At 65.6% G+C, this 19651-nt stretch carries 18 protein-coding genes; 10 read left to right on the forward strand and 8 right to left on the reverse strand.

The genetic code is table 11. The annotated features are described in order from the left end of the window. Positions 1 to 15: 15 nt before the first annotated feature. The 4 genes from ACTHN1_RS06270 to ACTHN1_RS06285 all read left to right on the forward strand — a co-directional run bounded on the left by ACTHN1_RS06270 (position 16) and on the right by ACTHN1_RS06285 (position 2612). Positions 16 to 438, forward strand: a complete 423-nt coding sequence (locus ACTHN1_RS06270) for a hypothetical protein (protein WP_440470098.1) — start codon at positions 16 to 18, stop codon at positions 436 to 438. Between the two features lie 58 nt (positions 439 to 496). Then, positions 497 to 931 (forward strand): rhodanese-like domain-containing protein, encoded by a 435-nt coding sequence (locus ACTHN1_RS06275; protein ID WP_440470099.1) that lies wholly within the window; start codon positions 497 to 499, stop codon positions 929 to 931. Between the two features lie 90 nt (positions 932 to 1021). Continuing rightward, the gene (gene secB, locus ACTHN1_RS06280) at positions 1022 to 1537 is read left to right on the forward strand and encodes a protein-export chaperone SecB (protein WP_440470100.1); all 516 of its coding nucleotides are present in this window, start codon (positions 1022 to 1024) and stop codon (positions 1535 to 1537) included. Between the two features lie 52 nt (positions 1538 to 1589). Beyond that, entirely contained in the window at positions 1590 to 2612 is a 1023-nt protein-coding gene (locus tag ACTHN1_RS06285; RefSeq protein WP_440470101.1) for an NAD(P)H-dependent glycerol-3-phosphate dehydrogenase, read from the forward strand. A 461-nt stretch (positions 2613 to 3073) separates the two neighbouring features. Here ACTHN1_RS06285 and ACTHN1_RS06290 read toward each other — a convergent pair whose 3' ends face one another. Continuing rightward, positions 3074 to 3661 carry an OmpO family porin gene (locus ACTHN1_RS06290; RefSeq protein ID WP_440470102.1) on the reverse strand — a complete coding sequence of 196 codons (588 nt, stop codon included), beginning with the start codon at positions 3659 to 3661 and terminating at the stop codon, positions 3074 to 3076. Positions 3662 to 3959: 298 nt separating this feature from the next. Between ACTHN1_RS06290 and ACTHN1_RS06295 the strand changes: the two genes are divergently transcribed. Beyond that, entirely contained in the window at positions 3960 to 4469 is a 510-nt protein-coding gene (locus ACTHN1_RS06295) for a DUF305 domain-containing protein (protein ID WP_440470103.1), read from the forward strand. Here the strand turns inward: ACTHN1_RS06295 and ACTHN1_RS06300 are convergent. The 5 genes from ACTHN1_RS06300 to ACTHN1_RS06320 are packed head-to-tail and all read right to left on the reverse strand — an operon-like array spanning position 4459 to position 9966. After that, complete coding sequence (locus ACTHN1_RS06300; protein WP_440470104.1) at positions 4459 to 5757, reverse strand: APC family permease; 1299 nt, start codon at positions 5755 to 5757, stop codon at positions 4459 to 4461. The two genes, ACTHN1_RS06295 and ACTHN1_RS06300, sit on opposite strands and share 11 nt — an antisense overlap. Continuing rightward, positions 5754 to 6554 (reverse strand): L,D-transpeptidase family protein, encoded by an 801-nt coding sequence (locus ACTHN1_RS06305; protein ID WP_440470105.1) that lies wholly within the window; start codon positions 6552 to 6554, stop codon positions 5754 to 5756. The genes ACTHN1_RS06300 and ACTHN1_RS06305 overlap by 4 nt, the downstream gene beginning before the upstream one ends. Positions 6555 to 6574: 20 nt before the next feature. Next, positions 6575 to 7426, reverse strand: a complete 852-nt coding sequence (locus tag ACTHN1_RS06310) for a MurR/RpiR family transcriptional regulator (protein WP_440470106.1) — start codon at positions 7424 to 7426, stop codon at positions 6575 to 6577. Between the two features lie 40 nt (positions 7427 to 7466). Then, positions 7467 to 8564: a dipeptide epimerase gene (locus ACTHN1_RS06315; protein WP_440470107.1), complete on the reverse strand. Its 1098-nt coding sequence runs from the start codon at positions 8562 to 8564 to the stop codon at positions 7467 to 7469. Between the two features lie 7 nt (positions 8565 to 8571). Next, the gene (locus tag ACTHN1_RS06320; protein WP_440470108.1) at positions 8572 to 9966 is read right to left on the reverse strand and encodes a C40 family peptidase; all 1395 of its coding nucleotides are present in this window, start codon (positions 9964 to 9966) and stop codon (positions 8572 to 8574) included. Between the two features lie 373 nt (positions 9967 to 10339). On the opposite strand from ACTHN1_RS06320, the gene ACTHN1_RS06325 reads away from it, so the two are divergent. The 5 genes from ACTHN1_RS06325 to ACTHN1_RS06345 all read left to right on the forward strand — a co-directional run bounded on the left by ACTHN1_RS06325 (position 10340) and on the right by ACTHN1_RS06345 (position 18429). Next, the gene (locus ACTHN1_RS06325) at positions 10340 to 11770 is read left to right on the forward strand and encodes a transglutaminase-like domain-containing protein (RefSeq protein WP_440470109.1); all 1431 of its coding nucleotides are present in this window, start codon (positions 10340 to 10342) and stop codon (positions 11768 to 11770) included. A 42-nt stretch (positions 11771 to 11812) separates the two neighbouring features. Further along, positions 11813 to 14809: a TonB-dependent receptor gene (locus ACTHN1_RS06330; RefSeq protein WP_440470110.1), complete on the forward strand. Its 2997-nt coding sequence runs from the start codon at positions 11813 to 11815 to the stop codon at positions 14807 to 14809. A gap of 62 nt (positions 14810 to 14871) precedes the next feature. After that, positions 14872 to 16440, forward strand: coding sequence for a serine hydrolase (locus ACTHN1_RS06335; RefSeq protein ID WP_440470111.1), 1569 nt, complete (start codon positions 14872 to 14874; stop codon positions 16438 to 16440). 1 nt (position 16441) lies between these two features. Continuing rightward, positions 16442 to 17152: a M15 family metallopeptidase gene (locus tag ACTHN1_RS06340; protein WP_440470112.1), complete on the forward strand. Its 711-nt coding sequence runs from the start codon at positions 16442 to 16444 to the stop codon at positions 17150 to 17152. Further along, complete coding sequence (locus ACTHN1_RS06345) at positions 17149 to 18429, forward strand: NAD(P)/FAD-dependent oxidoreductase (protein ID WP_440470113.1); 1281 nt, start codon at positions 17149 to 17151, stop codon at positions 18427 to 18429. Before ACTHN1_RS06340 ends, ACTHN1_RS06345 begins: the two co-directional genes overlap by 4 nt. A gap of 11 nt (positions 18430 to 18440) precedes the next feature. Here the strand turns inward: ACTHN1_RS06345 and trmL are convergent, their stop codons facing one another. Together trmL and ACTHN1_RS06355 are read right to left on the reverse strand one after the other, a co-directional pair. After that, a complete protein-coding gene (gene trmL / locus ACTHN1_RS06350) occupies positions 18441 to 18917 on the reverse strand; it encodes a tRNA (uridine(34)/cytosine(34)/5-carboxymethylaminomethyluridine(34)-2'-O)-methyltransferase TrmL (RefSeq protein WP_440470114.1) in 477 nt (158 codons plus the stop codon). 319 nt (positions 18918 to 19236) lie between these two features. Continuing rightward, positions 19237 to 19629 carry a hypothetical protein gene (locus ACTHN1_RS06355; RefSeq protein ID WP_440470115.1) on the reverse strand — a complete coding sequence of 131 codons (393 nt, stop codon included), beginning with the start codon at positions 19627 to 19629 and terminating at the stop codon, positions 19237 to 19239. Between the last annotated feature and the right edge of the window lie 22 nt (positions 19630 to 19651).

Below are 19651 nucleotides of genomic sequence, written 5' to 3' on the forward strand. Positions count from 1 at the left end.
GGGGGAGAAGAACACATGCGGATGAGCCTGCGGTGGATGCTGTTGCTGGTCCTGGCGATGGTCGCGTTCGGCGCGCAGGCCGCGGGCGGGCGGCAGCGCGCCAAGCTGGAGCAGGTCCAGAATGCCTACGCGGCGGCGATTCGCTGGGGCGATTTCGAAGGCGCGTGGACCTTCGTCGAGCCCGCCTACGCCAAGGCGCATCCGATGGGCGAGTTCGAACTCCGCCGGTACGAACAGATCCAGGTGTCCGGCTACCGCGACCTGTCCAGCCTGGTGGAACCGGACGAGGTGGTCGCGCGGCTGATCGAAGTACGGGTGATCAACCGCCATACCCAGGCCGAGCGCACCCTGCGCTACCGCGAGCGCTGGCGCTGGGACGCCGAGGCCAAGCGATGGTGGCTGGTGGGCGGCCTGCCCGACTTCTGGGAGGGGGAGTAGCCCCGCCAGCCCCCGTCGCTATGCGACAATCGCGGTTTTCCCCGACCCGCGTATTCCCGTGAGTTTCGAAAAACTGCAGGCGTTCGTCGCCCATAGTCCGGTCCTGTCGCTGCTGCTCGTCGGCCTGACCCTGGTCATCCTCTACACCGAAATCGCCCGCCTGTTCCGCGGCTACAAGGCCCTGCGCCCGGCGGAACTGACCGGTCTCATCAACCGTGAGAACGCCCTGGTCGTGGATCTTTCGGCCAGCGGCGACTTCGACAAGGGACACATCGCGGGCAGCCGCAATGTCGCGCCCAGCCAGTTCGATCCGGAAAGCAAGCTGCTGGCCCCGGCCAAGGCGCTGCCGGTCGTGATGGTGTGCCGCAACGGCCAGGCATCGGCGGATGCGGCCAAGCGCCTGAAGAAGGCCGGCTTCACCCAGGTGTACTGGCTGGATGGCGGCATCGCCGCCTGGCAGCAGGCCGACCTGCCGCTGGTCAAGGGCCGCTGAGCCGCCCTTGATTCGGGGCGGTCGCGTCGCCAAGACATGCCATAATCAACCTCTTTACCTTCCGTTCAACCGAATTCCCGGAGTTCCGAAATGTCCGAAGAAACCAACAATGGCGCCGTCGCGCCGGCCGAAGCTGGCGCCGCGTTCACCGTCGAGAAGATCTACGTCAAGGACGTTTCGTTCGAAGTCCCCGGCGCGCCGGCCATCTTCACCGAGAACGTGCAGCCGGACCTGCAGCTCAACCTCAACCAGCGCGTGCAGCGCCTGAACGAGAACGCCTTCGAAGTCGTGCTGGGCGTGACCCTGACCTGCAAGGCCGGCGACAAGACCGCCTACGTGGCGGAAGTCCAGCAGGCCGGCATCTTCGGCCTGGTCGGCCTGGAGCCGCAGGCGGTCGACGTGCTGCTCGGCACCCAGTGCCCGAACATCCTGTTCCCGTACGTGCGTCAGCTGGTCAGCGATCTGGTCCAGTCCGGTGGTTTCCCGCCGTTCTTCCTGCAGCCGATCAATTTCGACGCCCTGTACGCCGAAACCCTGCGTCAGCGCGCCGCGCAGCAGGCCGGTGAAGGCGAACTGGCCAACACGGAACCGGCGGGCAACGCCTGATTCATGAGGCACAATCCCGTCGTGGCGCGAACCGCGCCGATGGGGGTGACGCATGGCTGATTCCCTGAGGATCGCCGTCCTCGGCGCGGGCTCGTGGGGCACCGCGCTGGCGACGCTGATGGCCCGCAATGGCCACCACGTCGTCCTGTGGGGTCGTGACGAAAAGGTCGCGACCGCCATCGACACGCAGCACGAGAATCCGCGCTACCTGCCGGGCATCGCGCTGCCGGACAGCCTGCGCGCCACCACCGATCTGGCAACCGCCATGCAGGGCGCCGAACTGGTCCTCGTGGTGGTGCCGTCGCACGCCTTCACCGAGACGCTGAAGCTGATCGCGCCGCTACGGCCGGCCGGCGCCGGCGTGGCCTGGGCGACCAAGGGATTCGAGCCCGGTTCGGGCCGCTTCCTGCACGAGGTCGCCGAGGAAATCCTGGGAGAGGACGTGCCGCTGGCCGTGGTCACCGGTCCGTCGTTCGCCAAGGAAGTCGCGCTCGGCCTGCCCACCGCGGTCACCGTGCACGGGCATGACGCCGGCTTCGCCCAGCTGATGGCCGAAGTGCTGCACGGCCCCGCGTTCCGCGCCTACACCGGTGACGACATGGTCGGCGCCGAACTCGGCGGCGCGATGAAGAACGTGCTGGCCGTGGCCACCGGTGTCGCCGATGGCATGCAGTTGGGGTTGAACGCGCGCGCCGGCCTGATCACCCGTGGCCTCAATGAAATGCTGCGGTTGGCGGCGGCGATCGGCGGCAAGCCGGAAACCCTGATGGGCCTGGCCGGCCTGGGCGACCTGGTGCTCACCGCCACCGGCGATCTGTCGCGCAACCGGCGGCTGGGCCTGGCGCTGGGACGCGGTCAGCCGATCCAGGACGCCATCCGCGAAATCGGCCAGGTGGTCGAGTCGATGCAGGCCGCCGACGAAGTCATGCGCCAGGCCGAACGGCACGCCATCGATCTGCCGATCTCCAGCGCGGTCCGCGCCGTGCTGCACGGCGAGATGACGCCGACGCTGGGCCTGCAGCAGTTGCTGGCGCGCGAACAGAAGCCGGAATATCCGGAAACGCTGTTCAAGTAACGCGTTAAGAGCCCTGAAAGACGAAAAAGCTCGGCCAATGGCCGGGCTTTTTCGTGGGCGGTTAGCTGCGAAGCCCGGTCGCTGAAGGAAGGACGATTTGCGGGCCGGTTGATGCGCGCAAGAGCGTCCGGTGTTCAAGCACAGCAAAAGCAAATCCCCCTCGGTCCCCCTTCTTCGAAGGGGGAGGCAAGACAACGGCAACCGCGAGACAGAGCAGTTCCCCTTTGAATCAGCCTCCCTTTGAAAAAAGGGGGCGGGCGCCCGCGAAGCGGGTGACGGGGGATTTGCTTCTGCCGCGGAGACAAAATCCCGCTCGATGTCCTTCTTCAAAAAGGAAGACAAGCGCAGATCATGACGGACCCGGCGCGGACCCGAAAAAATGAAGCCCGGCTTGTGGCCGGGCTTCGGTCGCGACGCGGGGAGAGAGAGACACGTCGCGGGAGGCGGTATCGCTTGCCGGATTACCAGCTGAAGCGCGGACCGACGAACCACTGGGTGTCGCCGCCGTCGACGATCTTCACGTCGGCCGAGGCGCTCCAGTTCGGGTTGAACTTCACCTGCGCGCCGAGGCGGCCGTAGAAGTCACCGTCGTAGTCGTCGCCGTCTTCGTAACCGGCCAGGGCATAGCCGTTCAGGCGGTTGGTCAGCGCGCTGTTCACGCCGACTTCGACGCTGTAACCATCAGCGCTGAAGCTCGGGACGCGGACGCCGGACGGGGTGGTGAAGCGGTCGGTCTTGACCTTCTCGTAGGCCACGCGGGTCAGCAGGTCCACGCGCTTGGACAGCTCGTGGTTGTAGCCGACGCCGACGCGCCACTGGTCGAAATCGACCTTCACGTTGTCCACTTCCTGCTGGCTGTAATCAGCGAACAGGTGGAAGTTCGGGTGGATGGCCACCGAACCCTTCAGCGCCCAGCCGTCGGAATCCGGACCGTCAACATTCGTCTTGGTGTAGCCGCCTTCCACGTAGTTGTAGGAGACGCCATCGGCCGCGGAGGCGGCGAACGGCAGGGCGGCCAGCAGGGTCAGGGCAAGCAAGGACTTCTTCATACGCTCAAACCTCGATTTTTGTAGTTGGTATCCAGCGCTGAAGGCATCGCCCGTTCGCTGCTGGTGATGTGAATTATCCGTTAGCGCCCTCAATGCGCCCTGAATATCAAACTGAGCAGTACATAAATTAGGCCGAAAAATCAGGAACTTTCGGCACATGTACTCGGGTGTTCAAACTCCAGCGCGCGTAGCGAGATGAGCAAACCAACCTGACATCCAAGGCTGTTGTTGTGCACAGGACGGCGACTTGGCGCGGGCTAGCGTGACGTGGTGGCAACCGGAACAGGGAGTCCATCCCATGCACGCTTCTTCGCAGGAAACGCATCGCGAATCTCCCCACGCTTCCGGCCCGTATGTCCGGCTGCTTGGGATGCTGTCGCTGTCCTTCATCGCCATGTATGCACTGATGTATGCCATGGTCGATCGGCCGGGCAATGTCTTTCACAACATCAACCAGGCGTACATGGCCGGCTTGATGGTTTCACCGATGCTGTTGATCGAGCTCTGGTTGATGCGCGCGATGTATCCGAACCGGGGCGCCAATGCACTGCTGCTGGCAGGTGGGCTGCTGGTGGGAGCCTTGTGCTGGTCCGGGATTCGCGGCCAGTGGGGTGTCGGGGATCAGCAGTTCCTGCGCTCGATGATCCCGCATCACGCAGGCGCGATCCTGATGTGCCGGGAGGCCGATCTGCGAACGACGGAACTGCGCCGGTTGTGCGAGCGAATCATCCAGGGCCAGCAGGCGGAGATCGAGCAGATGAAATCCCGCCTGCAAGGCCCATCGAGTGAGTCGCCGATTAAGGAATGAGCGCCGGCTTGCGCCGCAGCAGATACAGCAGCGCGCCGATGCCCAGGGCGACCGCCGCGGCGATCAGGTTGCCCACGTTGGCGCTGACCAGCAGTCCCAGCGAGAGGATCAGCGCGGCCAGTGGAATCAGCGGGCCGCCCGGCAGTTTCAGCGCGCCCGGATGATCGGCGTAGCGGCGTTGCAGCACCAGCACCGACAGGGTGGTGCCGATGTAGGCGCACAGGCGCGCCACCACCGACAGCAGCGCCAGCTGCACGAACGAGCCGGATAGCGCGAGCGCGAGCGCAAGCACGCCCTGGGTCACGATCGCCACGGCGGGAGTGTGGAAGCGGGGATGGATGTTGGCGAGGACGCGGGGACCGAAACCGTCCTGGGCCAGCGAATACAGCACGCGCGGGCCGAACAGCATGGTGTTGCTGTTGGTGCCGAGGATGGAAATCGTCGCGCCGACGGTGAGGATCAAGGCCAGGCCTTCGCCGCTGAAGCTGCCCGCCGCGTCGGCCAGCGGCGTCTGCGACTGCGCCAGTCCGGCCAGCGTGCCCTGCGCGACCAACTGCACCGCCGCGTAGATGATCGTGACCGTGGCGATCATGGTGAGCAGCGCGAACGGCACGTCGCGGCGCGGGTTCTTGAACTCGCCGGCGGCGGCCGGGATGTTCTCGAAGCCGGCGTAGGCGAACAGCAGCAGCAGGGCCGCTTCGCCCAGGTTGCGCAGCGGCGGCAGCTCACCGCTGCGCAGCAGGTCGAGATCGATGTAGAACAGGCCGATGACGATGAACAGCGCCAGCGGCAGCAGCTTGCCGATGACCAGCGCCACGCCGGTGCGCGCGGCCGACTTCACGCCGATGACGTTGATCAACGTCAGCAGTCCCAGCGAGCCGACCACCACCGCCAGGCGTCCGCCACCGGAGGCCGCGGGCGCCCAGAAACGCGCGACCGCATCGGCCAGGCCGTTGCTGAGCGCGGCGGCCGAGGCGATGCGGGTCAGCCAGACCATCCAGCCGATCTCGAAACCGACGAACGGACCGAACGCCTCGCGCGCATACAGATAGCTGCCGCCGGGCTGGTCGAAATAGCTGGCCGCCTGCGCGTAGCACAGCACCAGCAATGCCACGGCGACACCCGCCAGCAGCACCGCCCAGACACTGGCCGGTCCGAGCAGCACCGCGGTGGCGGCGGGCAGCAGGTAGATGCCGCTGCCGATGACGTCGTTGATCGACAGGCCGACAATCTGCCAGCGGCTGACCGCGCGGACGAATCCCGGATTGGAAGGAGGGGCTTCGCTCATGGCGCGGCCTCCGCGAAGGCGGGCAGTTGCCAGTCGGCGCGCAGGCGCCGGTACTCGGCTTCCGGCAGCAGCACGAACACCGGATGTCGCCTGTCGTCCAGCCAGCCCAGCAGGCGATCCATCACCGGTTCGGCCATCGCCGTGCAGCCGGCGGTGGCTTCGCCCGGCGCCTTCCACAGATGGGCGAAGATGCAGCTGCCCGCGCCGCTGACGTTGTCGGGGTTGTGCTGGATCACGAAGCCCTCCTTGTAACGGACATCGCCGCCGGCATGCAGATCGCGGCGCATCGGTTCGGTGGAACCTTCGACCGCGGCGGTGCCGACCTGCTCGCTGTCGACGATCCGGTTGTACAGCGGCGAGGCGGGCACGTCGATGCAGTAATGGGATGCCCGCATCGGTGCGTAGGCCAGGCCGGTGTCGCGCTGGGCGGCATAGCCGAACGCTTCGCCCAGGGTGAACACGCCGGCCGGCGCCTTGCCGTCGCCCTCGCGTTTCTGCGGGCCATCCGCCTGCGCGGGATGCAGGCCGCGTCCCCAGGCGGCGCCGGCGCGGCCGACCGTGACCGCGGTGGGCGCCTGCCGCGCATGCCAGCCGCCGCCCTCGCGTTCGAACGTCTGCATGCGCCCACCGCTGGCCTCCCAGTCCGGTGTGATCACCAGGATCAACTGCTGCGCCTGTCGCCAGGCCGAAGCGGGTGACGTGGTGGTGGACGCCACCGTCGCCTGGGCGGGAAGGCAGGCCCCGAAGGCGGCGGCTAGGACAAGGTTCGACAGCGCGAAGCGGAACACAGAGGCCATGTTGGCTCCGGGACGGGGAATCAGGAATCCAGCAGGTGCTGGATCCGTTCCAGGTTGATGTTCAATTGCCGATGGCGATCGTCGTGGTTGTGGCAGAGCAGGACGAACAGCACGTCCAGCAGGTACTGCAGCGAGGAACGGTAGAGCAGGGCTTCCACATGCGGCGCCGAATCGTGCGCCGACACCACCAGCGAGGCGTCGGCATGCGCGCGCAGCGGGTTGGAGGTGTGGCGGGTGATCGACACCACCTTGCCTTCGGCGTCCTGGAACTGGCGGCTGATCTGCGAAAGTGTGGGCAGCTTGCCGAACTCGGAGAACACCAGCAGCACGTCGCCCGGGCGCGCCGCCGAGAGGTTGGCCATCATCAGGATGGGATCGGCGTGATGGACGGTCAGCACGCCCAGCAGCGACAGCCGCATCGCGAACTCGCGCGCGAACAGGCCGTCATCCCCGAGCCCGTAGACGAACACCTTGTCCGCCTGGTGGATCAGGCCGGCGATGTGCTCGATGTTGGCGGGGGGATTGAGCAGGCGGGTTTCCTCCTCGGCCGCCGCCTTGCCGCGCCGCAGTCCCGCTTCCAGGCGCTGGTAGGCGTCGGGCTCGTCGGGACTGTCGATCTGGCGGGGCTGCGGATCACCGCCGTTGCGGGCCACCGCCTCGCCGATGGAGAACTTGAGATCCGGATAGCCCTTGAAACCGAACTTCTGCGCGAACTTGACCACGCTGGACTGGCTGATGCCCAGCGCGCTGGCCAGCTGCTGCGAGGAATAGTCGCGCAGCAGGTGGGCGTTCTCGAGGATGAAGTCGGCGATGCGGCGCTCGATCGCCGACATGTGGTCGCGTTCGGATCGGATTTTGACCAGGGGCGGCATGTGCGCTCTTTATCCCATCCTGCGTCGCGTCGGTCCAGGGTCAGACCGAAATGAGTTCCAGGCCGTGGATGGTCTGGATGCCCAGGCCGGGGGCGTCGGTGATGGAGATCTCCGACTCGTTGAAGATGACCCCGCCTTCGACCGGATTGAACTGGCACAGCGACGGGCCGTCCAGGTCCACCTTGGTGATGGACTGCGACTTGGCCACCGCCAGGTGCACGGCGGCGGCGACGCTGATGCTGGTCTCCAGCATGCAGCCGATCATGCACTCCACCCCGTACAGCGAAGCGATGTCGGCGATGCGCACGGCGTTGGAGATGCCGCCGGTCTTCATCAGCTTGATGTTGATGATGTCGGCCGCGCGCATCTTGATCAGGTCGATGACCTCGGTGGGGCCGAACACGCTCTCGTCGGCCATCACCGGCGTGTGCACGCGGTCGGTGACGTACTTCAGGCCGTCGATGTCCTGCGCCTTGACCGGCTGTTCCAGCAGTTCCAGGACGACACCGGCGTCCTCCAGGTTGTGCATGGCGAACACCGCCTGCTTGGCGCTCCAGCCCTGGTTGGCGTCCAGGCGCAGCAGCGCGCGTCCTTCCACCGCCGAATAGATCGCCTTGACCCGTTCGATGTCCAGGCCGATGTCCTTGCCCACCTTGATCTTCAGCGATTCGAAACCGCGTTCCACCGCGTTGATGGAGTCGGCCACCATCTTGTCGATGTAGTCGACGCTGATGGTGATGTCGGTGGTGATCACCGGATCGCCGCCGCCCAGCATCTTGTACAGCGGCGCGCCATACAGCTGGCCGAACAGATCGTAGATGGCGATCTCGACGGCGGCCTTGGCGCTGGTGTTGCGCTCCAGCGCGGTCTGGATGAGATGGGTGATGTGGTTGAGGTTGGCGATGTCCTGGCCGATCAGGCGGGGTTTGATGAAGCGCGCGATGGCCTCGATGATCGAGCCATGGGTATCGCCGGTGATGACCGCCGTGGCGGGCGCCTCGCCATAACCGACCTGGCCGGTGTCGGTGCGCACGATGACCACGATGTCCTCCACCGTGTCGACCGTGCGCAGGGCCGTCTTGAAGGCGGTTTTCAGCGGCACGCGCAGCATGCCGAACTGGATGTCGGTGATTTTCATGGGGGCCTTAGGGGCGGATTCTCTGGATGCTGTAGATGCGATCGATGAAGGTCTTGTCGCCACCGAACAGCAGGGGCTCCAGCGGCGTCACCGACACGGCGTTGAGCGAGGCGCGCACCAGCTGGCCGCGGCCATCTTTGTAGGTGATGCCGGTGGTGTCGTGGATCAGGTAGGTCTGCCCGTTCTCCTTGCCGATCACCATCATCACGTGGCCGGGGATGTAGATCAGATCGCCGACCTGCAGCTCCCGGACGACCTTCATGCGCGCGGCGCGATCGTCCTTGTCGGTGAAGGCGATGCGGTTGAGCGCCGGGCTCACGCCCTGGTCGCTGGTGTTGCGCGGCAGCTCCACGCCGAAGCTGCGATAGACCTCGGAGACGAAGCCGCTGCAGTCACGGGTGTTGTAGGAATGACCCCAGCCGTAGCGCTCGCCGAGGAACTTGAAGCCCTGCTGGAGCAGGTGGGCGCGGGTGAGCGGCAGGTACTCGGTGCCGACGTCGGCGTTCTTCGGCAGCAGCGCCGGCACCAGTTCCAGCTTGCCGTCCGCGCCGCGGATCGGCAGCTGGATGACCCAGGACGTATACGGATGCTGGCCATTGACCGGCTTGTCGGCCGGCCACTCGCTCAGCAGCGGGACACGCACACCCATGTCCAGCTGCAGCTCTGACACGCCGGGTTGCTCGGGCGTGTGCACGGTATGCACGGTCGGTCCGGTGACGATCAGGGTGGGGGTGCGATGCGCGTAGGCGAACACCTGATCGCGCGCGCCTTCGGCCAGATGGGTATTTTCGATCCAGGCCGCGTACAGCGGGCTGATCACGAACGACCATTGCCGATCGCGGCTTTCGTGCAGGACGATCACCGGGGTGCCGGGAAACAGCGCGCTTTCCTGGAACCGATCGATGTCGGTGTCGCCGGCTTCGCGGAACACGCGCAGACGGGTGGGAAAGGTGCGCAGATCGGCGCGGCGGACCACCAGCGCGTAGCGCACGTCGGTCTGTGCCGGCACCGCATCCAGCGCCGCGTTGGCGACGATGCCGTCGAGGGTGGCCTTGTCGATTGCCTGGCCCTTCTCGTCGTACAGGGTGCGGGTGGGCGCGCTGGACAGCTCGCCCACCCATTCGCGCACCTCGTCGGCGCTGAAGCGCGCCGGCAGGCCTTCGATGTCGTGGACCGAACGATCCAGCTGGTGCAGGCGCTCGTTCTGGGCGGCGATCGCCGACGGCTCCAGGACGACCTGGTCGGGCTGGGCAAGCTTGTCGATCCAGTACTGCGGATCCAGGTGCCGATCCTCCACGCCGATGACGGCATGGGCGGGCACCGGGAGCGCCGGGGCTGGTTCGCGGGCGAGCAGCCCGCTTGCCGGGAAGGCAAGCAGGAGGGATAGCAACAGGGAACGCATGCGGTCACCTCGGATGCGGGACGCGGGACGCGAGGCTTGCCCGGCTTGCGTGTGCGCGGCGTGGCGCCGGACCGGACCGGTGTGTTGTTTCATCAGCCTCCCCTCGGAACGGATACGACGGCCCGGCGTTGCACGGACGGCAAACGGCCGGGTCGATTCCGAGGAATATTTACTTCTTTTTCCGAAAGATTCAAGAATAAATTATTGACCGGGTTCTCCGGTCGTGTTACACAACGGTGACCAGTCGGCTGAGGGGCCAGTGATCGACGTGGACGCCAGCGGGGGCCAGCGACATCGTTCCATTCGAAGGGAGCACCGGGGTGCGGGGCGATCCGTGCGCGTGCGTGCGACTGCATGGCCGATATTACTCCTGATGGGACTGGTTGCGTCCAGCGTCGCCGGCGAATTGCCGCCGCCTGCGCCGCCGGCCATCGTCGCCCAGGTCGACGCGGGTCATTTCGCCGAGGCCGAACAGGCCATCGCAAAGGCGCTGGCGCGGCCGGGCCTGGCGGATGAACAGCGTGACGCGCTGCAATACGAACGCGAGCGCATGCGTCGCATCCGCCTGGATTTCCGGCTCACCGAAGCGGACGTGCTGGCCCAGCTGCGCAAGCAGATTCCGGATCTGAGGCAGGAAGAATTCGCGGCCTGGGATCAGGCCAGCCGCATCGAGCGCATGACCATCGACGGCGAGAAGCGCTACTTCAGCCGCTCGGTGTCGAACCTCATCCGGTTGTACCCGGATGTCGCCGCGCGTCGCGCGCCGCCGGTGAAACCTTTCTCCGAAGGACCCTTCGAAAGCCTGCATCCGCATCACCGTGAAGCGCTGGAACAGGCGCGCGCCACCGGCGCCAACAGCGTCGCGCCGCGGCGGCTGCGGGTCACCCAGTCGCTGGTGGTGAATGCGGATGCCGTGCCCGCCGGGGAAACCGTGCGCGCATGGATTCCGTATCCGCAGGCGATACCGGGCCAGCAGGACGGCATCCGCTTCGTCGCCAGCGTGCCCGCGAAATCGTCCATCGCGCCGGAGGGCACGCCGCAGCGCACCGTCTACCTGGAACAGCCCGCGCGTGCCGGGCAGCCGACCCGTTTCTCCATCAGCTACGAGTTGACCATCCACGCGCGCCATTTCGACATCGACCCGGAAAAGGTCGCGGCCGCGACGTCGACGCCGGAACTTGCGCCCTACCTGGCCGAGCGCGGTCCGCATGTGGTCTTCACCGACGACATCAAGCGTTTCTCCGCCAAGGTGGTGGGCGGGGAGAAGAATCCCTATCGCATCGCGAAGAAACTGTTCGACGCGGTGGATCGGATTCCCTGGGGCGGCGCGCGCGAGTACTCCACCATTTCCAACATCAGCGATTACGCACTGCATTCCGACCACGCCGACTGTGGCCAGCAGACGCTTCTGCTGATCACGCTGCTGCGCTACAACGGCATTCCCGCGCGCTGGCAGTCGGGCTGGACGTACTCGGACGAAGCGGTCGGCTACGACAACATGCACGACTGGGGCTGGATGTACCTGGCGCCCTACGGCTGGGTGCCGATGGACGTGACCACCGGCGCCCTGCGCAGCGATGACGCGGGCCTGCGTGATTTCTATTTCGGCGGGCTCGACGCCTACCGGATCAGCTTCAACGACGATTTTTCGCGGCCATTGGTGCCGGCCAAGCAGCACTTCCGTTCGGAAACGGTGGATTCGCAGCGTGGCGAGGCCGAATGGCGCGGAGGCAATCTCTATTTCGATCAATGGGACTACCAGTTCGAATGGACCATGCTGCCGATCGGGGGCAGCAACCACTAAACCGGGCGGGATCACTTCAACACCTAGCAGGAGAGAGCGGGGATGAATGGCAAGACCTTGAAGAAAGCGGCGCTGTGTATCGCGCTGGGCACGTGCATCGCGTCGATGGCGCCGATGGTGATGGCGCAGAACGTCAACGGCGCGGTGGCCGGTCGTGCCAACGCCGGCGATACGATCACGGTGACCAACACCGCCACCGGCCTGACCCGTACGGTGACCGCGAACGCCGATGGCAGCTATCGCCTGAGCCAGCTGCCGGTAGGCGACTACAGCCTGCAGCTCAAGCGTGATGGCCAGAACGTCGGCAATCCCATCGCGGTCAACGTGTCGCTTGGCGGCACCACCAACGTCAATCTGGGGGGCGAAGGCGGACTGGTGAACCTGGACGCGCTGCAGGTCGTGGGTTCGCGCGTCGTCAATCGCGTGGACGTACGCTCCGTGGAGTCGGCCACCAATATCCGGCGTGACGAAATCGCGCGCCTGCCGGTGGATCAGAGCCTGAGCTCGGTCGCCTTGCTGGCCCCGGGCGTGGTGTCCTCAGGCGCGACCTTCGGAGGCTTGACCTTCGGTGGCTCGTCGGTGGCTGAGAATGCCGTCTACATCAACGGGCTCAACGTGACCGACCCGTATCGTCGCCAGGGCTTCTCCACCGTCCCGTTCAACTTCTATGAAGAGTTCCAGATCAAGACGGGCGGCTACTCCGCCGAGTTCGGTCGCAGCACCGGTGGCGTGATCAATGCCGTCACCCGCTCCGGCAGCAACGAATTCCATGCCGGCGCGGTGGTGACGCTAGAGCCGGCAGGTTGGGCGGCGTCTAAGGAAAACCATTTCCATCGCGACGGCACCGACGATGAGCGTAGCCTCACCAGTCGGGACAGCAGCCCGCTGTACAAGACCAACATCTGGGCATCCGGCCCGATCCTGAAGGACCGCTTGTTCTTCTTCGCCATGTATGAAATGCGCGACAGTAGGCCGAAAGACATTGACAGGAACGAGGCGGCATACACCGATAGCGACAACGACTTCTGGGGCGCCAAGCTGGATTGGCAGATCACGGACAATCATCTGTTGGAACTGCTCGCTTTCTCCGACAAGGCGGACTCGACTACTACGTATTACAAATACAACTGGGATACCGGACAGCGAGGGGCATGGGACGGCGATGGTACCAGTGGAACGGGCGGAGACAACTGGTCGGTGACGTACACCGGACACTTCGGCAACAACTTCACCGCCAAGGCGATGTATGGCGAAAACAAGCGGCGCGCGGTCAACAGCTCGTCAGTGCAGGATGTGTGCAGCATTGTGACGTTGGCCAACAGCTATACCCGTGATTTCGGCGACTTGGACGGGCGAGAAGGTTGTTATCCGGGAACCAGCGGCATCACCAATCGCTGGGACAAGCGCGAAGCGGCACGATTGGATTTCGAATGGACGCTGGGCGACCATCTGCTGCGCTTTGGCGCGGATCAGGAAATCATGGATTCGGTGAGCTCCACCATCTATCCCGGTGATGGCGTTAGCTACCAGGCGCAAAGCCTCGGACCCAATGCGACCTTGCCCAATGGGGCCACCGTTCCCGCGGGTGTGCTCATGACCATTGACGCTCGCCACTACGTCACGGGTGCGCCCGTCACGACGGAGGCGAAAGCCATCTACATTGAGGACAACTGGAACGTTACGCCCAACCTTCTGCTGAATCTGGGTGTGCGCTTCGACGCCTTCCACAACAAACTGGCCTCTGGGGCAACCTTCGCGAAGGCCGATTTCTCCGATATGATCTCGCCGCGCTTCGGTTTCAGCTGGGACATGAAGGGAGACGGCACGACCAAGGTGTTCGGCAATGCTGGTCGCTATTACATCCCGCTGACCAACAAGCTCACCGACTATTTCGGTGGTGGTACCACGGACGAGCATACTTACTATGTCCTCAACGGCTGGATAGAACGTCCCCATCCGGTCACCGGCGAGATGTACCTATACCCCGACCTGGGGCCGCAGATCGGCCCGGTCAATACCGATGGCAACACACCGCCTCCCGACGACGTGCGGACGGCTGTCGCGGACAACATCAAGCAGGTCTTCCAGGATGAATTCATCCTGGGCTTCCAGCAGGCCATCAATGAGGCGTGGTCGTATGGTGTCAATGCCACCTATCGCAAAGTAACTCGTGCGGTGGAGGACGCGCGCATCAACCATGTTGAGGGGTGCCCGTGGTACTCCGGTGACTGGCCGATCATCAATCCAGGTGAAACCACGCGACTGTGGTGCCCGGACACGAACAACTGGGTCACCTTCGATTCCTCGAAGGATGGCTACAGGGCTTCCGGTAGCGGTGCGATCATGGGGTACAAGAAGCCCCGGCGCACGTATAAAGCGGTTGAGTTCCAAGTGGACCGCGCCTGGGACGACAAGTGGGCATTCAATGCCAGTTACCTGTGGTCCAAGTCCGAGGGCAACATCGAAGGTCCGGTGAATTCCGATACCGGCTACGCGGACACCAATCTGGTCCAGTACTACGATCATCCGGCGGTCAATGAGCGCTACGGCGTCCTGTTCAACGACTACCGTCACCAGTTCAAGTTCCGTGGCAGCTATAAACTCAACGATATGTGGAGTTTCGGTTCGACGCTGTCGGTGCGTTCTGGCGGTCCCATCACCGCATTTGGCGTGGTATGGCCGAACGACAATCGCGCTGCGGGCGGTCCTGGCGAGTTCAGTGGTGGCGGTTCCGGCTGGTTGTGCACGGCCAACTGCAACGACTGGCGGACGCGGCAGCTGCAATACAGCCCTCGCGGTGCTTTCGGCCGCATGCCCTGGGTTTGGGATTTGGGCGCCAGCGTGGTCTGGACCTTGCCGGTGGAAGGCGTCGATCTGACGGCGCGTCTTTCCGTATACAACCTGCTCAACAACCAGAAGGTGATCAACGTGCATTCGCGTTATGAAAGCGCGCCGGGTACCAAGATGCCGTACTTTGGCGAGGGTACGGTCTGGCAAGCACCACGCTACGCGCAGTTTGTTGTGACCTACAACTTCTGAGCAACCAACAGGCACTCCGGAGTCATTCCGGAGTGCCTGGCTTTGCGGTACGGAATCACCGAATGCCCAAAACCAGAAAGCGTGTGAATCTCCTCCTTCCCTGCCTCCTGCTGGCGGGGATTTCTTTTTCCGCGACCGCCATCGAACGCAGCCGGGCCGATGCCGCGGTCGAGGACACCATCGCCCGCTATCGACTGCCCGGCATCGCCGTGGGCATCATCGAGGACGACAAGGTTGTCTATCAGCGCACCGAGGGCGAGCTGGCCGTGGGCGGCGGCCAGCGCATCGATGCCGACACCCTGTTCAAGATTGCCTCCAACAGCAAGGCCATGACCGCCGGCGTGCTGGCGCGGCTGGTGGATCAGGGCAAGCTGAAATGGGATGACCCGGTCACCCGGTATCTGCCGCGGTTCCGCATGCATGATCCGTGGGTGACGCGGAACATGCAGGTGCGGGACCTGTTGATCCACAACAGCGGGCTGGGGCTGGGCGCCGGGGATCTGATGCTGTGGCCGGAACCCAACGATTTCACCCGCGCCGACATCATCGCCGGGCTCGAGCATCTCAAGCCGACCCACAGCTTCCGCTCGCACTACGCCTACGACAATCTGCTGTACGTGGTCGCCGGCGAAGTGGCGGCGGCGGCCGGCGGCGCGCCCTATGACGTGCTGGTGCGACGAGAACTCTTCGAACCGCTCGGAATGAGCCGCTGCCAGGTCGGCCAATGGAACCGAGAGCAGGTCGGCAACGTCGCCCAGCCGCACATGCGCACGGCCGACGGCAATACGCCCATCCGCGAGGACGGCGCCATGGTTCCGGATATCACTTCGATGGCCGCCGGCGGCATCCGTTGCAGCCTCAACGACATGCTGACCTGGATGCGCATGTGGCTGTCTCCGGAGCGCAAGCCCGCGTGGTTGAGCGAGGAACAGCGGCGCGCCGTCTGGACCGCGCACATGCCGATGCCGGTTTCGGCGCGGATGCGCGCGTGGGACAACAGCCACTTTTCCGCCTACGGCTACGGCTGGCGGTTGTCGGACGTGGATGGGGTCTGGAAGGTCGCCCATACCGGCACGCTCGCCGGCATGTATTCCTCGGTCATCCTGCTGCCGGACAGGAAGGTCGGCATCGTCATCCTGATCAATGGCGAAGGCGAGGACGCGCGCTCGGTGCTCGGCGAGGTGCTGACCAAGCACTACACCGCGCCGTCGCGGGCCGTTTCGGTGGCTCACTACGCCGACGCCATCGACGCCGAGGACGCGGCGGTGCCGGCGCGGAAACGCAAGCCGGACACCTCGTCGCGGGTGCTGGCGAACGCGGGTGAACTCGCGGGACGCATCGGTCGCTATCGCGATCCCTGGTTCGGCGAGGTGATGCTGTGCGCGAAGGGCAACGAGGTCCGCTTCCGCGCCGCGCGCTCGCCGATGCTGGCGGGAAGGGTGATGAAGGTGGGCGATCGCTGGCTGGTGGACTGGGACGATGACAGCGTCGACGCCGAGCCCTGGTTGAGGTTCCATCCGGCGGGCAAGGGCGGCACCGCGCGCATGACCCTGTCGCATGTCGATCCGGATGCCGATTTCAGCTATGACTATGCCGACCTGGATTTCCAGCGGGTGGGCGGGTGTGATTGACATGACCGGCTGGCGGGCGTGGTGCGTCGGAGCGTGGATGCTGCTGGGCGTGACCGTCGCGCAGGCGGGCGAAGTGAAGGTGTCGGATGCCACCCGTTTCGATCAGGTCGATCTGGTCGACGTGGGCGCGCTCATTCCGGAGGCGACGCTGGAGATCCGCTACGCCGGCGATGACAACTTCGTCGGTCGTCCGGTGGAGGGTTACCTGGCGCCGAAGTGCTACCTGCTGCGGCCGGCGGCCGAGGCCCTGCGACAGGTTGCCGCGGACCTGGCCGGCGATGGCTACCGCCTGCGCTTGTTCGACTGCTACCGGCCGGTGCGTGCGGTGCGCGATTTCGTGCGCTGGGCGCACGACCTGGCCGATCAGAAGACCAAGCCGCGCTTCTATCCCAATCTGGACAAGTCGAGCCTGCTGGACGGTTACATCGCCGAAACGTCGGGGCACAGCCGCGGCGCCACCGTGGACCTGGGGCTTGAACGTTGCGATGGTGCGCGCTGCGAACTGCTTGACATGGGCACTGGTTTCGACCGGTTCGATACCCTGGCCAACACCGATGATCCGCGCATCGACGGCGAGCGGAAGGCCAATCGCCAGCGCTTGCGTGCGGCCATGCAGCGCCGCGGCTTCCGCAACTATCCGCTGGAGTGGTGGCACTACACTTTCCAGCCGGAACCCACGCCCGCCACCGCCTACGATATTCCGGTGCAATGAGCTCCGTCTCCTGGCGTCCCCGCCCGCGCGTCGTCGACGTCGCGGTGATCGGATGTGGCATCGTCGGCCTGTCCACCGCGTTCCAGTTGCAGCGGCGTGGTCTGTCCTGCCTGCTCATCGATCCGCGCGGGCCGGCGGGTGACGCGTCGTTCGGCAACGCAGGCGCGGTGGCGGTCGGCAACCTGATGCCAGCGTCCACGCCGGGCATGGCGTGGCCGGCCTTGCGTGGGCTGCGGAATCCGCTGGCGCCATTCAAACTCGATGCCGGCGCCTGGCCGCACTATGCCGACTGGCTGTGGCGATTCCTGCGCGCCGGCCGCCAGGAGCGACTGGCACCGATCGTCGACGCGACCCACGCCCTCAACCGCGCGGCGCGCGCGGCCTGGCTGGATCTGGCGGGCGCCATCGGTGCCCTCGAGTTGATCAGCGCAACGGGATACCTGCACGTCTACAGCGAAGCGGTCACGTTCGCGCGGGCGGCGGGCGCGCGCGAGCACATGCGGCGCAACGGCGTGGCCTTCGACGTGCTGGATGCGGCGCAGCTGCGTGATCTCGAACCCGGGCTGGCGGCGATCGCACGGCATGGCGTTCTGCAACGGGATTCGTTGTTCGTGAAGGATCCGGGGGAATTCTGCCGGCGTCTGTTCAACTGGCTGTGCGCGCGCGGCGCCGACACGCTGATTGCCAGCGCGCGGACGATTGAGCGCGAAGGCGAGGGCTATCGCGTCCGCACCTCGGGCGGCGACGCGCATGCCGATCAGGTCGTGGTCGCCGCCGGCGCCTGGAGTGGCGAACTGCTGCGTCCGTTCGGATGGCGCCTGCCGGTCGCGGCGGGGCGCGGCTACCACGCGATGTATCCGCGCCAGGAAGGCGTCGTTCGACGTCCGACCCTGTGGGCGGAGCGCTACATGGTGGTGTCGCCGATGCGTTCCGGCGTGCGGGTGACCGGTTTCAAGGAGATGACCGCGCCCGGGCGCCCGGTGCGGCCGGCGTTGATCCAGGGACTCGCGCCACAGGCCCGCCTGCTGTTTCCCTCGCTGTCCGGCGAACCGGTTTCCGACTGGGCGGGCCTGCGTCCCTGCACACCGGATTCGTTGCCGATCCTGGATCGCGTCGACGACGAACGCCTCTTCATCGCCACCGGACATGGTCATCTCGGACTGACCCAGGGGCCGGTCAGCGGCGAACTGATGGCGCGCTTGATGGTGGGAGAAGCCGCATCGATCCCGCTGGCACCCTACCGGCTGGCGCGCTTTGGTCGCTACGCGCGCGGCTGAGCAAGAGGCGCTCAGGCGCCGCCGGCGAAACCCTGCTGCCGCCAGGCTTCGAACACCATCACCGCGACCGTGTTGGACAGATTGAGGCTGCGGTTGTCCGGGCGCATCGGCAGGCGCAGGCGATGCTCGGCCGGCAGCGCATCCAGCACCTCCTGTGGCAGGCCGCGGGTTTCGGGGCCGAACAGGAAGGCGTCGCCCGGCTGGTAGCGCGGCTGGTCGAAGCGGACCGTGCCACGGGTGCTCAGCGCGAACAGACGGGCCGGGGCGACCGCGGCCAGCGCGGCGTCCAGCGAATCATGCACCCGCAGATCGGCGTACTCGTGATAGTCCAGTCCGGCGCGGCGGAGCTGCCGATCCTCCAGATCGAAACCCAATGGGCGGATCAGGTGCAGCCGCGCGCCGGTGTTGGCGCACAGGCGGATGACGTTGCCGGTATTGGGCGGGATTTCCGGCTGGTAGAGCAGGACGTCGAGGGAAAGCGTTGTCATGCGCGGATTCTACGGGCCGGCCCCGTCGCTTCCCATGCGCCATGGCGCCAGGGAGGCGGAATGCGCACGCCGTATCGGCCTTCGGGAGTCGGGTGAAGCCGCATCGCTCGGATGCGGCTTCGCCGGGAGGCGACCGGGGGATCGCGGAAATCGCTGCCGGATTCAACGGGAATCAACGGCTCGGTGGAGCGGCCTGCGCGCGTCGATGACGGGGCGCGGCGGGAGTACAGGTACTGCAGCGGCTGGAACGCGCTTTACCGGAGGGTGGAACGATGGAGCGGGTGGAGCCTTGAAACGCTTGCGTGGATCAATCCGGTAATCAGCGCGCGGCCAGCTGCTGGGCCAGCACACCCGCCTGCACGGCGAACTGCTGCAGATCTTCGGCCGACGGACGCACGGTGATGGTCGGCATGTCGACGATGCTGGCGGTCTGGCTGGCCAGGTAGTAAGCCAGGTCGCGCGCGTCGGGGTTCACGGTCACGGCCGGCAGATTGACCACCTTCACGTCCTTGTAGGTCAGGTAGTGCGTCAGGTCGGCGGCGTCCGGAGTCACGGTGACGGCCGGCAGGTCGACGATACGGGTAGCGGTGGAAGCGGCGACCGGGGCCTGGACGTTGTTGTCGGCGTAGGTCTTGGCCGACAGGAACATGGAACCGGCACACAGCGCGAACACGGCGGCGGCGGTCAGCGGGAGCAGGGTCTTGGTGTTCATTGTTTTGCCTCTGTAGTGATGT

The organism is Pseudoxanthomonas sp. (assembly GCF_051953815.1).
GTDB lineage: Bacteria > Pseudomonadota > Gammaproteobacteria > Xanthomonadales > Xanthomonadaceae > Pseudoxanthomonas_A.

What these genes read in the sequence shown, in the direction of transcription:
- ACTHN1_RS06270 (WP_440470098.1), top strand. Translation starts at nt 16, where the DNA reads ATGCGGATGAGCCTGCGGTGGATGCTGTTGCTGGTCCTGGCGATGGTC.
- secB (WP_440470100.1), top strand. Translation starts at nt 1,022, where the DNA reads ATGTCCGAAGAAACCAACAATGGCGCCGTCGCGCCGGCCGAAGCTGGC.
- ACTHN1_RS06285 (WP_440470101.1), top strand. Translation starts at nt 1,590, where the DNA reads ATGGCTGATTCCCTGAGGATCGCCGTCCTCGGCGCGGGCTCGTGGGGC.
- ACTHN1_RS06290 (WP_440470102.1), bottom strand. Translation starts at nt 3,661, where the DNA reads ATGAAGAAGTCCTTGCTTGCCCTGACCCTGCTGGCCGCCCTGCCGTTC.
- ACTHN1_RS06295 (WP_440470103.1), top strand. Translation starts at nt 3,960, where the DNA reads ATGCACGCTTCTTCGCAGGAAACGCATCGCGAATCTCCCCACGCTTCC.
- ACTHN1_RS06300 (WP_440470104.1), bottom strand. Translation starts at nt 5,757, where the DNA reads ATGAGCGAAGCCCCTCCTTCCAATCCGGGATTCGTCCGCGCGGTCAGC.
- ACTHN1_RS06305 (WP_440470105.1), bottom strand. Translation starts at nt 6,554, where the DNA reads ATGGCCTCTGTGTTCCGCTTCGCGCTGTCGAACCTTGTCCTAGCCGCC.
- ACTHN1_RS06310 (WP_440470106.1), bottom strand. Translation starts at nt 7,426, where the DNA reads ATGCCGCCCCTGGTCAAAATCCGATCCGAACGCGACCACATGTCGGCG.
- ACTHN1_RS06315 (WP_440470107.1), bottom strand. Translation starts at nt 8,564, where the DNA reads ATGAAAATCACCGACATCCAGTTCGGCATGCTGCGCGTGCCGCTGAAA.
- ACTHN1_RS06320 (WP_440470108.1), bottom strand. Translation starts at nt 9,966, where the DNA reads ATGCGTTCCCTGTTGCTATCCCTCCTGCTTGCCTTCCCGGCAAGCGGG.
- ACTHN1_RS06325 (WP_440470109.1), top strand. Translation starts at nt 10,340, where the DNA reads ATGGGACTGGTTGCGTCCAGCGTCGCCGGCGAATTGCCGCCGCCTGCG.
- ACTHN1_RS06330 (WP_440470110.1), top strand. Translation starts at nt 11,813, where the DNA reads ATGAATGGCAAGACCTTGAAGAAAGCGGCGCTGTGTATCGCGCTGGGC.
- ACTHN1_RS06335 (WP_440470111.1), top strand. Translation starts at nt 14,872, where the DNA reads ATGCCCAAAACCAGAAAGCGTGTGAATCTCCTCCTTCCCTGCCTCCTG.
- ACTHN1_RS06340 (WP_440470112.1), top strand. Translation starts at nt 16,442, where the DNA reads ATGACCGGCTGGCGGGCGTGGTGCGTCGGAGCGTGGATGCTGCTGGGC.
- ACTHN1_RS06345 (WP_440470113.1), top strand. Translation starts at nt 17,149, where the DNA reads ATGAGCTCCGTCTCCTGGCGTCCCCGCCCGCGCGTCGTCGACGTCGCG.
- trmL (WP_440470114.1), bottom strand. Translation starts at nt 18,917, where the DNA reads ATGACAACGCTTTCCCTCGACGTCCTGCTCTACCAGCCGGAAATCCCG.
- ACTHN1_RS06355 (WP_440470115.1), bottom strand. Translation starts at nt 19,629, where the DNA reads ATGAACACCAAGACCCTGCTCCCGCTGACCGCCGCCGCCGTGTTCGCG.